This is a genomic window from Vibrio gazogenes (assembly GCF_023920225.1).
Taxonomy (GTDB): domain Bacteria; phylum Pseudomonadota; class Gammaproteobacteria; order Enterobacterales; family Vibrionaceae; genus Vibrio; species Vibrio gazogenes.
In genome coordinates this window covers 1,074,611-1,088,113 of sequence record NZ_CP092587.1, presented here as the reverse complement: position 1 = coordinate 1,088,113, position 13,503 = coordinate 1,074,611, and the positions used below count along the sequence as shown (strand labels likewise).

The window sequence follows — 13,503 nt, the reverse complement described above, 5'->3', positions numbered from 1 at the left end:
TCCTAATTATTTTTTATCTGTCTCATGTCGGCGGGATTTGGGGTGTGAATAAAATGGTGTACCTTTGAGCCATAGTTTCAGTGCATGCCAATAAATCCCTGTGACGACCTTAACCGTCATGATCGGTGTCCGAATCAACAATTTAAGCAAACTTCTTGAGGTAAAAGGTTGTGCTTTTAACGCCAGTGTGGCATCAAATTCTTTGCTATCCCGATGACACGCCAAGTGCACCATCAGGGCATCAGATAGCGGTTTCAGTTTCCATCGATACTGCTGTTCCACAGGATTAAATGGTGACACGTGAAATGCTTTGGCGTGTGTCCAGTTTTCACCCTGTTCACCAGATTCAGCCGGAACCGCATAATAATGTCGTTCGTTCCAAGGTGTATTGCTCACCTCCGCGAGCAGATAACGCCAGCGGCCTTGCTGATCATAAAGATAGTAGAAATTAACCGGACTGAAATAGAGCCCCAGATAACGCAGGTGCACCACAGCTAGCACTTTGCCGCATACTTGCTCCCCCGTAAGCTTCAACACTTTATCCTGAACGGCTGTTTTCAAATCGCCGTCCCCCAGATAATCGGCACGACGAAAACGCGCCCAGTGCCACCAGCGTTCACCCAGTCCCCAAACCTGTTGTCGGAGCTCGGGCCATTCATCCAAATCGATACACGGCATAAAGAGTGGTGAATGAATCGAATGCGCAACCGGTGTGAAGCGACGGTGACGAACATGGCCGACCATCAATGCACTGCGTGTAACACTCGTTGTTTTGGTCATTATGCGACACCCTTGTCTCTGTTGACCGCCTGCGATTGCAATTGAGTGATCACATCGAGAGCACTTCTTACCCCATCTTCATGGAATCCGTTGTGCCAGTATGCGCCACAAAACCAAGTATGATTGACGCCACTGATCTCTGATTTACGTTGCTGCGCCCGAATTGATGATTCCGTAAATACCGGATGGTGATATACGAAGCGACGCAGAATTTTGTCCGGGTCGATATGTTCAGTGCTGTTGAGCGTGACACAAAACGTTGTTTCACTATCGATGTGTTGCAAGATATTCATATTGTAGGTCAGTGACGGGAGTTTTATCTCCTCACCATCATGACCATGCAACCAGTAATTCCAGGCCGCCCAAGCCGCCGGTCGTTTGGGCAGTAGACTTGTATCGGTATGCAGGACGACTTCGTTCGCCTGATATGCCATGGAGGATAACACTGATATTTCACACTGACTGACATCTTCAAGCATGCCAAGTGTCTGATCGCTGTGACAGGCAAAAATAACCTCATCAAATCTCTCGATACCACTTTCGGTTGCAATATCGACGCCAAATGGACTGCGTCTTACCTGTTTGACCGGTGTTCTGAGACGAATCCGTTCGGCATAGCCTTTGGTCAGTGGCTCAATATAGGCACGAGATCCCCCTTCAATCACATACCATTGGGGTCTGTCCGTAACATCCAACAGACCGTGATTAATGAAAAACCGCAGAAAAAACATCAGCGGAAATGCGCGCATGTCCGCTAAAGAAGATGACCAAATTGCAGCCCCCATCGGCAAGATGTAATTCTGACAGAAATAATCGGAGAAACGATGATGGACCAGGAACTGCCCAAGGGTTTGTAAGTGCTGGTGGGGAGTGTCTGCCGCTGCTTTTGCAAGCTTGTTGAAACGCAGAATTTCGCTGATAAACCGATAAAAATTCGGCTTAAGTAAATTCCGCTTTTGCGCAAATAATGTCGTTAACGTGTGACCGTTATATTCAAGTCCATTGGCGTCATTACGCACACTGAAACTCATCTGAGTCGGAAGCCCTTTGACACCGATTTCGTTCATCATGCGTATGAAATGAGGATATGTACGGTCATTATAAACAATAAATCCGGTATCGACTGCGTAGGGCTGACCGTTCATATTGACGTCTACCGTCGCAGTATGACCGCCAATATAATCGTTCGCCTCAAACAGCGTGATGTCATGCTGCTGATGCAAGTAATAACCACACGTGAGTCCTGAAATTCCCGTACCTATAATCGCGATCTTCATTGTCTGGTCCTTTTCGGTGCAAAAAACCGACTGACGAGCTGATATTGCCAACGATAGGGCAACATCCCCAACAAACGGATCATCCAAGTAAAACGAGCCGGAAAATAGAGATTTGCTACGCCTTTCGCTAGCCCGCACCGAATCGCCTGAGATGCACTTTCTACCGAAATCATCATCGGCATCTCAAAGGTATTCTTCTCAGTCAGTGGTGTGGCAACAAACCCGGGAAACACGCAAGTTACATCAATGCCTTTGCTGGCCCAGGACAGCCGTAACGCTCTCACCAGATATCCAACTGCAGCTTTGGATGACCCGTAAGCCTCTGCTCGGGGGAGCGCCAGCTCACTGGCTATCGAACCGACAATGGCTACACGATGTCCCGATTTTAAATACGGCTGAATCGCCTCAATGGTATTGGCCACCCCGAGTACATTAATCTGCATCACTCGCGCCATGAGTTGTGCATCCATCACACCATCATCGATATATTCACAACCTCCGGCATTTAAGATCCACAGAGTGGGTATAAATGGCAGTTCACTTAGCACCGCAAGAGTCTGCTCAAAATCAGTCAAATCAAACCGCAGTGGGATAATCGAAGTACTCACCTCGCAGAGCTCGTTCAACACTGCCTCATTTCTGCCGCAAGCAAGCACTTGCAACCCCTGCCGTGCATAATCTTGTGCTAACTGCTTACCGATACCGGACGTCGCACCAGTGATTAGTACGCCACTCATTGCCCCAACCTCCGCTTAATCCAGCGAACCACACGACCAAGGATTGGCAGCTGTTCATACAGCATTTCCCCCAAGTCAAAGTAATCACGGTGATAAATGACTTTGCCATCTTGAAAGCGTAGATGCGTCACGCCCCGGACATTCACCAGTTGACCTTGACGGAGCTTCGGATGCTGCAAATGCATGGTCCAAATCAAGAACCCACCATTGTCAGTCGGGTGCTGTTCATGAATCGTAAAGTTGCAGCGTTCAACATTTTGATAGAGGTTAATGAAATAGTCGGAGAGGGAGGTCACCCCTTCAATACGATGAGCCGCATCTTCAAATACAATCTCATCGTGATAAATATCGTTCAGTGTATCTAAGTTATGTTTGTTGAGCTGAGCATAGAACAGCGCAACGGTTTGGACATCCATGAACTGACCTCTATTTGTTGTACAAGAGAAATTTCCGTATAACTTCTTAATCTAAGATAGTGCAATTCAAAAAGTTGTACAAATTTTTTCTTGTACAACTTTTGTAAGAAAGGTTTACACATATGAGGTTGAATGGTCTATGGGGGAGGTCTGGTCTATGGGGGACACACACCTATAGAGGCTCAGGTGAAAGTTTGGGAGCTTACGAGGACACACGCTTTAAACTTGTTGGGGATGGTGGGGGTCATGGGGACACACACCCAAATCACCCTCTCCATTTCAGTGAAATTTTGCATAACCGATCAAATATAAATTTGCATTCACTCGAAATAGTTCGGTTCAGAGCTTCTTTTTGTTCACACCTTCCTTCACGATTGCCTCATCTCTCATCACCTAAAATCAACCCATGACAACTGCCCGTTCACAACTCATCTGTCCTGAAGTGACACCGTATTATCACTGCGTTTCTCGTTGTGTCCGTCGCTCATTTCTATGTGGATACGACAACTATAACGGTCAATCGTATGAACATCGCCGTGAATGGGTTGAATCTAGGATTCTGTCACTGTCTTCTATTTATTGCATCCGGATCTGTGCCTATGCGGTGATGAGTAATCACTATCATCTGGTCGCCTTTATTGATAAACAAACAGCCCAGTCTCTTTCGCCACACGAAGTCATTGAACGATGGTGTACCGCTCATCAGATGCCATCGCTAATTCAACGTTTTGTGTCCGGTCACTTGGTCTCTAAAGCAGAGTACAAAGCGTGTGATCAAATCATTGAGACTTGGCGCCAGCGACTCTATTCGCTCAGCTGGTTCATGAAAGAAATCAACTACGACATTGCCCTGCTCGCTAACCAAGAAGACCAATGCACCGGGCGATTCTGGGAAGGTCGATTCAAATCTCAGGCTTTACTTGATGACAAAGCGTTACTGGCAGCGATGGCTTATGTTGACCTCAACCCTGTTCGGGCCGGTGTCGCTGAAACACCGGAACAGTCGGAGCATACAGCACTAAAAAAACGGCTGACTGCACTTGAACAAGGAAAAATGAAAGTCCCTGAATTGGCTGATTTTATGGGATATGGACATCAAGAGAAAAGGCACGTAATTCCTTTCCGGCTAACAGATTATATTGAATTAGTCGATTGGGTCGGACGACAAATCAAAGCAGATAAACAAGGCTATATTTCACCTCAATTGCCAAATATTTTAACACGGCTATCTCTGCCTCAGCAGGAATGTCTCGCCCTTTGCACTGCTTTGGAAAAGGAGCCACGACTTTGGATTGGTTCATCAGAACGTCTGAACTTCGCTAAACATCATCTCAAACGCAAACGTATGATAGGCCTTCATATTTCTTAATCGATACAAAACTTTCAGCCTTCGTCGCTGTCCTTGAGGTTTTGTCATACCATAAAACCTGTGACTCACAGATTATTCCCCTCCCCTTTCTCTGATTATCTGCTTGATAAGCCGATTAAAAATCCATTTAAAGCCCTTAAATGATACTGAAGAACCAAACGCATTTATTAATTGATTATAGGTGTGTGTCCTCTTTAATCCTTTAATCTTCTAAAATCTTCTAGCGAGTGTCCCCTTCATATCTTTGTCTGACTTCGGGTGGCATCTGTGCAAGCTGAAACTGAATCATTTGTTCGAAGCTATGCAATAGCGGGCTGAAGTCCTGATCCGGTTGCCAGTTCGACAATACATGATATCCGGCTTCAACAGTTGAGAGGCAGTTGTCTCGAGGGGCTTTGCGAATCAGGTAGCAGCTCTGGAGGGATTCCGGTAAGTGCAGTCTGGGAAGTTCATGCAAGATGGTCGATAATTGCCACATTTTATAAGCTTTCTTCCAAGTACCATCAAGCAAAATGACTCTATAGCGCTGCGAGGGTGAAGGCGCCGGAATGTCACTGACACAGGCAGAGCCTTCTCCGGGAAACAGGACAAAATGTGCAACATCCGTTTCATTCAATAAAGCGTTCAATGTTTCATCTTGAGTAAAGTTTTCGCCAACCAGACACACAGCATTCTCCAGAGATAAAGTCAGAATACTTGCCGTTCCGGCCGGCTTCCGGACTTCTGTCGGATGCTGAAGGATGATAAGCTCAATCGCTGATGACAACGGGACAATCGTGGAGCAAAGACAGGCCTTATGCGCTTTTTGACATTGAATACAATAACGCGATCCCATCTCTATCTCACACTTATCCTGATCAGTTTCATTTGTATCCTCGCTCAGTTCTCTCCGATCGCGGATGCACTGGTCTGGGACAGACAGGCCATCACGCAAGGTCAATGGTGGCGGATCGTAACAGGAAACTTCACCCATACCAATACTGCCCATCTGGCGATGAATCTGATCGCACTCTGGTTGATTACTTTCATTTTTCGGCCTTCCGCACGCATACTCTGGCAACAAATCCTGCTATTGGGAGTATTCATTGGTATTGGACTTTTCTGGACTGAGCTTTATTTCTATGTCGGACTGTCCGGTATATTACATGGTTTATTTGCCAGCTTTGCGCTGAGCGAAGCTTTGCAAGGCAGAAAAAGCAGTTGGTTACTCGTTGTGGGTGTATGTAGCAAGGTTTTCTGGGAGCAGTATTTCGGCGCTTCCGAGACAACCCGAGCGCTGATTGAAGCACCGGTTGCCATTCAAGCGCATCTACTCGGTCTGGTGGGAGGATTACTCCTCGGGTTTAGTACCCACATCAAGGTTTATTTGGGTTCAGCCGATCCGGGATGATTCAAGATATGATCCTCCCAATTTACCACATCAATTTCATAAACGACTTTGTTGCGAACGCTCTCTCCGGCTGCGTGCATGGCTGATTTAGAGCCGGTGATTAACGGATGCCATTCGGGCAATGGTTGATGTTGAGCTAACAAACGATAAGCGCAAGTTTCCGGTAACCAGTGAAATTCATCGATATTTTCCCGAGTCAGTTTCAGACACTCCTCACCGGATTGAAAACGGTTGGGGTAATCCTTGCAGGCACAGGTTTTACTGTTCAACCAGCTACAGGCCACATTGGTGTAGTAAACTTCTTCGGTATCTTCGTCCATTAGCTTATGTAAGCAACATTTACCACAGCCGTCACACAGCGATTCCCACTCGCTTTCGCTCATCTCATCTAATGATTTGGTTTGCCAGAATGGAATAGTCATGTTGGTACTTCTGTGGTTATGGATTCGGATACGGTTTATACCTGCCTGAGACAAAGAGTTCAAGCACAAACGTATACCAATCGGGATCCAGTCTGTTATGATCGGTTAGTTTGAACAATGATGGCTCTCAGAGGATTTATGGAATGTCGTTTAGGCTGTGGCGCCTGCTGTATCGCACCAAGTATTTCTTCCCCGATTCCGGGAATGCCTGACGGCAAACCAGCCGGGGTTCGCTGTGTCCAATTAGATGAAAATAATCTCTGTAAACTGTTCGGCTCCGATGCTCGTCCTCAGGTATGCAGTGATTTCAAAAGTGATGTGGCAATCTGTGGTGCCAGCGATCAAGAGGCGCTGACCATTATCAGTGATCTGGAAAACACAACATTTTCCCCATTGAAGCAGTCCCACTGATTACGCGGCAGGATCATGTTTGAATTGAATATGGCGGCTTAATCTCTGCAGCCTAACCAATGCAACATGCGAGAAATTCGATATGACGAATGTCTCGCATAATGGATAGCTGAAACCCACGAGATAAAATCAGGAAAGTCGCTGGCGCCCCATGAGCGAGTGAGACAGTGTCGTCCCATCAACCAATTCCAGCTCACCGCCAACAGGCACACCATGCGCGATACGGCTCGCTGAAACATGATGTACTTGGCACAAATCGGCAATATAGTGTGCCGTTGCTTCTCCTTCGACGGTCGGATTCGTCGCCAGAATCACTTCGGTAATACCGCCTTGTTGCAAGCGAAAATCGAGTAGATCCAAACCGATATCTGCCGGGCCAATTCCATCTAAGGGGGATAGGTGTCCCATGAGAACAAAGTAACGGCCCGAAAACTGTCCTGTTGCTTCAACAGCTGCAATGTCCGCAGGGCTTTCAACCACACAGAGTTGGCCGTTCTCCTGTCGTTTGGGATTTTTGCAAATATGGCAAACATCTTCTTCGGTAAATGTTCGGCACGTCTGACAATGACCAATTTCAGTCATTGCCTGACTCAGCGCATCCGCTAAGCGAAGCCCCCCTTGACGATCACGCTGTAACAAATGAAAAGCCATGCGTTGTGCTGATTTGGGGCCGACCCCGGGTAGACAACGCAAGGCTTCCATCAGATGTTCCAGCATTTGACTGGTACGCATAAATTTATTGAACCATTAAAATGGCATCTTCATACCAGGAGGAAGTTGCATTCCACCCGTCACGGATGACATTTTCTCTTTTTGGGTTTCTTCAATACGACGGGCAGCATCATTAAAGGCAGCAGCAACCAAATCTTCAACCATTTCTTTATCGTCTTCCATCAGACTTTCATCAATTTCGACCCGACGAACGCTATGACCGCCGGTCATAGTCACTTTGACCAGACCTGCACCAGCTTCACCAGTGACTTCCATATTTGCAATTTCTTCTTGAAGCTTCTGCATACGATCTTGCATTTGCTGGGCTTGCTTCATCAGGTTGCCCATTCCGCCTTTACCAAACATGTTTATCTCTCTGTCATTGATATATTACACATACTGTGGGGGTTCCCTGCCGGGAATTCAACCCCCCTTCTTAGGCCTACGTTTTACACCTGATGCTGACGCTCATTTCTACGTCAACATAGGAGAAAAATTAAGCGCATTAAACCGGACGGACACTCTCTTGATCTAACTGTGCCTGAAAACGTTGCTGGATAAATTGAACATTGGGATCATCATGCAAACTGACAAACGCCTGTTCCAGTTTTGCTTGATAACGCAGTTCCCGGCGTTCCAATGGTGTTACACCACTATCTGCCACTCGAATCTCTAATGTACAAGTCATTTTCAGCGCGTGTTCTAACGCTTCTTTCAAAATAGCTTGAGCTTTATCAGTATTCAAATGCGCCTGATGTTCACGTAATGATAAATGAACCGTATTACCTTCCAGTTGATAGGATGAATTCAAGGCTAACTGCTCGATAAGTTTCGGTAAATTCAACTGCGGTATCAGCGCAGCCCACTCATCTTCTTGAATAACCTCATCGGTCAATCTGGCCGCCATTTCCGGCGTTTTTTCATGTGCCAGCGCCTGCTTCAATGCTGCCGGAGTGACTGACTTATCGACTGATTGTTTCGGAACTTCGATTGTGGGACGCCATTGATATGGCTCATTTGCATCAACTGCGGCCTCGGCATCCAACACGGAATCAACAGCCGACGGCATCAAAAGATCATTATTCCGCTTTTGCATCAACCGATCAAAAACCGAATCTGGTTTTGTTGATGCCGTCTCAGACTTTTTTGGCGCAGTCCCTTTTATCGATGAACCTTTTACGGATGAGCCTTTTGTCGATGCCCCTGACGACTGGACAGACTGACGTTGAGAACGTAACTGATGTCTCAGGCCAACGCGTGACGTGGATGGATGGTTGTCATGCACTGCTGGTGCGACTGACGCGTCACGATCAACCGGAGCCGGTGACTCGGCTTCAGTGGCTGGCTGAGGCTGAGACATAGGTTGAATATTTGCAGCCGAATCTGGTGCAGAGTGAGCATTCTCATGCGTCTCACGTTGATATTCAGGCTGATGAGGATGAGAAGGTGTTGATGCAACAGGTTCTGCCGTTGACGCGGTCAGACCATGATCACCCACCACCGGTGCCGGTTTTTGCGCTGTAGCATTAGAACTGACGTCGGTGCTGATCCCCTGGAGAGGAGAAACCGCGACGGGACGAAAGGCCATCATTCGCAGTAATACCATCTCCAGACCAATGCGCGGTGTCGGCGAGAGCGGTAAATCGTCCCGTCCTTTCAGTGCAATCTGATAAAACAGTTGTACATCTTCAGCACTGAGGTCTTGCGCCAGTTGCTTGATTTTTTCTGCATCGGGCTGCAATTTATCTAACGTCGAAGGCAGCATTTGATACATCGCAATGCGATGAATTTGAGTGGCAAGCGATTGCAACAATGCATCCCATGCAATGCCATTTGCTGCAATTTGTTCGACGTAGGCCATTACGGTTTGAGGTTGCTTGTGGCTTAATGCCTGCAAAAGATGGAGCGCCTGATCTGTATCAATGGTTCCCAACATGTGAGACACAAGACTTGCCTGAATCTCCCCATCTCCGAGTGCGATCGCCTGATCCGTCAGACTCAGCGCATCTCGCATACTGCCATCGGCTGCATGGGCAATCATTCCCAAAGCACGCGCCTCAGCAGTGACTTGTTCCTCATTGAGAATGAATGCAAGCTGCTGCTCAATGTGATCGATCCCAATCGGTTTTAAGTGAAACTGCAAACAGCGGGACAGAATGGTCACCGGCAATTTCTGAGGATCCGTCGTTGCCAATAAGAACTTGACATATTCTGGTGGTTCTTCCAGCGTTTTGAGCAGTGCATTGAAACTGTGACGGGACAACATATGGACTTCATCGATCAGATAAACCTTAAACCGCCCCCGTGCAGGCTTATACTGCACGTTATCCAGCAATTCGCGGGTATCTTCGACTTTCGTGCGTGACGCGGCATCGATTTCAAGTAAATCAACAAACCGACCCTGTTCGATTTCCTGACAAGCAGCACACTGCCCGCAAGGATGGGCGGTAATGCCGGTTTCGCAGTTGAGTCCCTTAGCAAATAACCGGCCGATGGTGGTTTTACCTACCCCTCTTGTACCGCTGAAAAGGTAGGCATGGTGCAGTCGATTCTGTGCCAATGCATTTTCTAAAGCGGTCAGTACATGTGCCTGTCCGACAACTTCAGAAAACTGCGTGGGTCGCCACTTTCTTGCTAATGCTAGATAACTCATAAGTTATTCCGTTTACACTTTCTGTTCATCATTCAAATCTTTGCTGATCATGAATGATCGTCAACTCAGTGACCTTCGAAATCACAAATACTGAAAACCTCTAAGTCCAAAGCTTCCAAACGCTTGTCGCCACCTAATTCCGGCAAATTAATCACGAAACCGGCATGTTCAGCTTTACCACCGAGCCGTCGAATTAGTTTAGTCGTCGCTTCAATCGTGCCACCGGTAGCCAGTAAGTCATCAATGATCAAAACCTGATCATTTTCTTGAATTGCATCGACATGAATTTCTAGCGTATCCATACCGTATTCCAGCTCATAAGACTCAGAAATTGTCTTTCTCGGAAGTTTCCCCGGTTTACGAACGGGCACAAAGCCGACTCCCAACTCAATCGCTAACGGTGCACCAAAGAGAAATCCTCGTGCTTCCGTTCCGACCACTTTGGTAAATCCCATCTCTTTATATCGTTCGACCAGCAGTTGGATCGTGGCCCGATATGCTTGCGCATCTTCCATCAGGCTGGTGACATCTCGAAACAGAATGCCTGGCTTCGGATAATCAGGGATACTTTTAATGCTGGATTTAATCAGTGAAATTGTGTCTGTAGTCATCATCTATGTCTATTTGTCTGGATACCCGCCTCAAACTGGTTTGTTGATTGACGTTCGCGCGGTCTCAGTAAAAAACAAGCATACCACTGCAAAATTGGTGGTGCCTAAAAAACAAACGCCCACTCGAAGGGTGGGCACACTTCCCGCTCATGCTAGTGATTTTCTTCGGACTTAGCAACAGGCTCTCAACCGGAATCATGCGAAAAGTGCATCATGCGATGATGAGAAACAAAAGTAATGTCGTTTTATGATTCAGTTTTTTGACTGATATTCAGTGAGAATGAACTGACACCGAGACGACTGACAGAGATCTCGGAACTTTCTCGCAATGGTAAATCCTGGGTGATGAAATTTTTCCGGCAGTTGTCACCAAGCGAAACACCACCAGCGATATGCTGACTATTTTGACCGTTACTCCAGAAGCAATCCATACCCGCTGGCAAAATCGATAATGTCCCATCACTCAGATTCGCAATACCAATCATGGCTGAAATTGAATAGGCGCATTCGGTACAACTAATCCCTTTTTCTAAGATATCAGCCAGATCCTTCAAATCGGCGCCCATTGATTGCAGGCCGCGTAAATAGTCATGGAACAGAGCCCGAATCAATAAAGTCGTTGCAATACCATCACTCGACTGAGACTCTGAATCGACAATATAGAAAGCATATTGACCGTTCATGAGCCAAGCATAGTCAAACACAAGGGGCATGGTATCGGCAGACTGAAGTAAACGATAACTACATCGCCAGACGCCTTGACTGGTATCATTTTCCGGCAATAACGCATTGAGCAGTTCTCTGGCAGCACTTAAATTCTGCTGTAAATATTCCAGATGCCAATATAATTCCTGTTCTTCCGGAATATCACCACCATCTTCGACTTGAAACCACTGGCTGGAAAAATCACGTTGATCCGAGACATGGCTATGTGTATCACTCAAGGTATTGGTAATCGCTTGTCCTAAATGAGAATAGTCACTGATAGGCTTGGAGAGAAAATCTTTAATCCCATGTTTCAAGGCACGGGCAACATCGGACATATCATCAGTCGCTGAAATAACAATCATCGGTAAACAAGGATAGGCCAGACTCACTTCTTCAACAAATTCCAACCCGTTCAAAACTGGCATTGAAATGTCACAGATCACTAAGTCAGGGCGTTGAACTCTCAACTGTTTCAGCCCTTCCAAACCGTCTTCAGCTTCATGAACGGTACATCCTTGCGACAAGAGGTAACCACAGGTAATCCGACGAAAAACCGGATCGTCATCAACAACAAGGATCGTTTTATTACTTAACGGTGTTTGCCCAGAAAATTTCTCTGAGTCAGGAAATTCGGGTTTAAACATACTAACTGCCTCACAAACGCAAAATGTGGAGAAAGTGAGTTCAAAAGCTTCGCTAGGTAAACACCTCATCACGAATTTATTATTGAGAATTATAATAGCTTTTACTAAAAGTAGCCGCTCCGGGCTGTTAGTACAAACATTTCACTTCCGTTTTGCATCCTATACTATACATTAAAACACCGGTTCAAATAGGCATGCACCACAACAAATATTATTTTTGAACGCAAAAATAAGCTTCAAATTCGATGTTCCACTGCCATTCTTACGGATATACACTATGTTTGGAAAATGAGTTTTCGATAAACATGTTGATATGCCTCAAACTTTGACAATTCAGTTCCGTGTATATAGGTGAAACCCGTTAATTAACCGTTATGTCAGGAAACCATGAAATTAGACGATTTAAATCTATTCCGCTTGGTAGTCGAGAATGGAAGTTACACAGCAACATCACGGAGAACCCTGATACCGGTAGCAACCATCACCCGGCGTATTCAGGCGCTTGAAGACTCGCTGAACTTAAGGCTACTCAACCGCCATGCTCGCAAATTATCGCTGACTGAAGCTGGTGAGCGTTTCTTCGAGGAGTGTTCTCCTCTTTTACAGCGTTTATCAATCGCCGCCGAAGAAATCAGTGACGAATGTCGGGGCGCGTCAGGCAAAATAAAAATATCGGCCCCCTCCAACCTAACGAAACGGATGATGATGCCGATGTTTACGGCTTTCATGCGAAACTTTCCAGAGATCAACCTTGAGCTCACCACCAGCAATCATGCCGACCAGCTCGACCCCACCGAGTGGGATGTCATTTTTCGGGTCGGACCTCAACGTGATTCTTCACTCATCGCCCGCAAAATTAATGAAGTCAAAGATATTCTTGTCGCCAGTCCGATTTATCTGGCGAAACACCCGGCACCACATCACGCAGAAGAGCTCGTCCACCATTCACTGCTGAAGGGGAATCCGCTGCTCAAATGGCAACTCACAAACACCAAGGGAGAGCACGTAACAAATAATGAGCGGGGACGGTTTCAGGCCAATACACTGGATGTCATCCGTATGGCCTGTTCTGAAGGATTAGGCATTACACTCATGCCAGACGTCATGATCAAAGAATATCTGGAACTCGGTGAATTGGTTCAGGTTCTGGAAGACTGGAGCGCTAACTCTCGAGATATCTATATGCTCTACAATCACAAAGATCATCTGCCTGAGAAAGTCAGACTCTTTATTGATTTCGTCATGTCATACCATATGGATTCATAACACCATCTGGTCGGTTCAGAAATCAGTGAATCACCCCGACCCAAAATCATCAGGATGATTCACGCTCGTCAATACATTTTGTTAAAAGTTAATACTTGGTGTTACAAC

Annotated in this window: 15 protein-coding genes; 4 read left to right on the top strand and 11 right to left on the bottom strand. The window is 46.4% G+C overall.

What is annotated here, in order from left to right; translation table 11 throughout:
• Positions 1-6: 6 nt before the first annotated feature.
• Genes MKS89_RS05010 through MKS89_RS04995 form a run of 4 tightly spaced genes read right to left on the bottom strand, consistent with a single transcriptional unit; the run spans position 7 to position 3,210 of the window.
• A complete protein-coding gene (locus MKS89_RS05010) occupies positions 7-780 on the bottom strand; it encodes a DUF1365 domain-containing protein (RefSeq protein ID WP_072963747.1) in 774 nt (257 codons plus the stop codon).
• On the bottom strand, positions 780-2,057 hold the full coding sequence (locus MKS89_RS05005) for an NAD(P)/FAD-dependent oxidoreductase (protein ID WP_072963744.1): 1,278 nt from the start codon (positions 2,055-2,057) through the stop codon (positions 780-782). The genes MKS89_RS05010 and MKS89_RS05005 overlap by 1 nt, the downstream gene beginning before the upstream one ends.
• Positions 2,054-2,794 carry an SDR family oxidoreductase gene (locus MKS89_RS05000; RefSeq protein ID WP_072963742.1) on the bottom strand — a complete coding sequence of 247 codons (741 nt, stop codon included), beginning with the start codon at positions 2,792-2,794 and terminating at the stop codon, positions 2,054-2,056. Before MKS89_RS05000 ends, MKS89_RS05005 begins: the two co-directional genes overlap by 4 nt.
• The gene (locus MKS89_RS04995; protein ID WP_072963739.1) at positions 2,791-3,210 is read right to left on the bottom strand and encodes a nuclear transport factor 2 family protein; all 420 of its coding nucleotides are present in this window, start codon (positions 3,208-3,210) and stop codon (positions 2,791-2,793) included. Before MKS89_RS04995 ends, MKS89_RS05000 begins: the two co-directional genes overlap by 4 nt.
• 406 nt (positions 3,211-3,616) lie before the next feature.
• Here MKS89_RS04995 and MKS89_RS04990 point away from each other — a divergent pair, with 406 nt between their 5' ends.
• Complete coding sequence (locus tag MKS89_RS04990; protein WP_077316260.1) at positions 3,617-4,579, top strand: transposase; 963 nt, start codon at positions 3,617-3,619, stop codon at positions 4,577-4,579.
• Positions 4,580-4,799: 220 nt separating this feature from the next.
• Here MKS89_RS04990 and MKS89_RS04985 read toward each other — a convergent pair whose 3' ends face one another.
• A complete protein-coding gene (locus MKS89_RS04985) occupies positions 4,800-5,414 on the bottom strand; it encodes a tRNA-uridine aminocarboxypropyltransferase (RefSeq protein ID WP_072962754.1) in 615 nt (204 codons plus the stop codon).
• Here MKS89_RS04985 and rrtA point away from each other — a divergent pair.
• Positions 5,376-5,969 carry a rhombosortase gene (gene rrtA / locus MKS89_RS04980; RefSeq protein WP_072962756.1) on the top strand — a complete coding sequence of 198 codons (594 nt, stop codon included), beginning with the start codon at positions 5,376-5,378 and terminating at the stop codon, positions 5,967-5,969. The genes MKS89_RS04985 and rrtA overlap by 39 nt on opposite strands.
• Here the strand turns inward: rrtA and MKS89_RS04975 are convergent.
• The gene (locus MKS89_RS04975) at positions 5,942-6,391 is read right to left on the bottom strand and encodes a YcgN family cysteine cluster protein (RefSeq protein WP_072962759.1); all 450 of its coding nucleotides are present in this window, start codon (positions 6,389-6,391) and stop codon (positions 5,942-5,944) included. The genes rrtA and MKS89_RS04975 overlap by 28 nt on opposite strands.
• A gap of 138 nt (positions 6,392-6,529) precedes the next feature.
• Here MKS89_RS04975 and MKS89_RS04970 point away from each other — a divergent pair, with 138 nt between their 5' ends.
• The gene (locus tag MKS89_RS04970) at positions 6,530-6,802 is read left to right on the top strand and encodes a YkgJ family cysteine cluster protein (protein WP_072962760.1); all 273 of its coding nucleotides are present in this window, start codon (positions 6,530-6,532) and stop codon (positions 6,800-6,802) included.
• A 129-nt stretch (positions 6,803-6,931) separates the two neighbouring features.
• On the opposite strand, the gene recR is transcribed toward MKS89_RS04970, so the two are convergent.
• The 5 genes from recR to MKS89_RS04945 form a co-directional block, all read right to left on the bottom strand.
• Entirely contained in the window at positions 6,932-7,534 is a 603-nt protein-coding gene (gene recR, locus MKS89_RS04965; protein WP_072962763.1) for a recombination mediator RecR, read from the bottom strand.
• A 15-nt stretch (positions 7,535-7,549) separates the two neighbouring features.
• Positions 7,550-7,879, bottom strand: a complete 330-nt coding sequence (locus MKS89_RS04960; protein ID WP_021019517.1) for a YbaB/EbfC family nucleoid-associated protein — start codon at positions 7,877-7,879, stop codon at positions 7,550-7,552.
• A 139-nt stretch (positions 7,880-8,018) separates the two neighbouring features.
• Positions 8,019-10,166, bottom strand: a complete 2,148-nt coding sequence (dnaX, locus tag MKS89_RS04955; protein ID WP_072962766.1) for a DNA polymerase III subunit gamma/tau — start codon at positions 10,164-10,166, stop codon at positions 8,019-8,021.
• A 65-nt stretch (positions 10,167-10,231) separates the two neighbouring features.
• Positions 10,232-10,777, bottom strand: a complete 546-nt coding sequence (gene apt / locus MKS89_RS04950) for an adenine phosphoribosyltransferase (protein ID WP_072962885.1) — start codon at positions 10,775-10,777, stop codon at positions 10,232-10,234.
• A 245-nt stretch (positions 10,778-11,022) separates the two neighbouring features.
• The gene (locus tag MKS89_RS04945; protein ID WP_072962769.1) at positions 11,023-12,129 is read right to left on the bottom strand and encodes a response regulator; all 1,107 of its coding nucleotides are present in this window, start codon (positions 12,127-12,129) and stop codon (positions 11,023-11,025) included.
• Positions 12,130-12,516: 387 nt separating this feature from the next.
• Between MKS89_RS04945 and MKS89_RS04940 the strand changes: the two genes are divergently transcribed.
• A complete protein-coding gene (locus MKS89_RS04940; protein WP_072962772.1) occupies positions 12,517-13,395 on the top strand; it encodes a LysR family transcriptional regulator in 879 nt (292 codons plus the stop codon).
• Positions 13,396-13,503: the final 108 nt, after the last annotated feature.

Excerpts from the sequence above, each read along its gene's own strand:
- recR (WP_072962763.1), bottom strand. The coding sequence starts at position 7,534 with ATGCGTACCAGTCAAATGCTGGAACATCTGATGGAAGCCTTGCGTTGT.
- dnaX (WP_072962766.1), bottom strand. The coding sequence starts at position 10,166 with ATGAGTTATCTAGCATTAGCAAGAAAGTGGCGACCCACGCAGTTTTCT.
- MKS89_RS04940 (WP_072962772.1), top strand. The coding sequence starts at position 12,517 with ATGAAATTAGACGATTTAAATCTATTCCGCTTGGTAGTCGAGAATGGA.
- MKS89_RS04985 (WP_072962754.1), bottom strand. The coding sequence starts at position 5,414 with ATGGGATCGCGTTATTGTATTCAATGTCAAAAAGCGCATAAGGCCTGT.
- MKS89_RS04960 (WP_021019517.1), bottom strand. The coding sequence starts at position 7,879 with ATGTTTGGTAAAGGCGGAATGGGCAACCTGATGAAGCAAGCCCAGCAA.
- apt (WP_072962885.1), bottom strand. The coding sequence starts at position 10,777 with ATGACTACAGACACAATTTCACTGATTAAATCCAGCATTAAAAGTATC.
- MKS89_RS04945 (WP_072962769.1), bottom strand. The coding sequence starts at position 12,129 with ATGTTTAAACCCGAATTTCCTGACTCAGAGAAATTTTCTGGGCAAACA.
- rrtA (WP_072962756.1), top strand. The coding sequence starts at position 5,376 with ATGCGCTTTTTGACATTGAATACAATAACGCGATCCCATCTCTATCTC.
- MKS89_RS04990 (WP_077316260.1), top strand. The coding sequence starts at position 3,617 with ATGACAACTGCCCGTTCACAACTCATCTGTCCTGAAGTGACACCGTAT.
- MKS89_RS04975 (WP_072962759.1), bottom strand. The coding sequence starts at position 6,391 with ATGACTATTCCATTCTGGCAAACCAAATCATTAGATGAGATGAGCGAA.
- MKS89_RS05005 (WP_072963744.1), bottom strand. The coding sequence starts at position 2,057 with ATGAAGATCGCGATTATAGGTACGGGAATTTCAGGACTCACGTGTGGT.
- MKS89_RS04970 (WP_072962760.1), top strand. The coding sequence starts at position 6,530 with ATGGAATGTCGTTTAGGCTGTGGCGCCTGCTGTATCGCACCAAGTATT.
- MKS89_RS05010 (WP_072963747.1), bottom strand. The coding sequence starts at position 780 with ATGACCAAAACAACGAGTGTTACACGCAGTGCATTGATGGTCGGCCAT.
- MKS89_RS05000 (WP_072963742.1), bottom strand. The coding sequence starts at position 2,794 with ATGAGTGGCGTACTAATCACTGGTGCGACGTCCGGTATCGGTAAGCAG.
- MKS89_RS04995 (WP_072963739.1), bottom strand. The coding sequence starts at position 3,210 with ATGGATGTCCAAACCGTTGCGCTGTTCTATGCTCAGCTCAACAAACAT.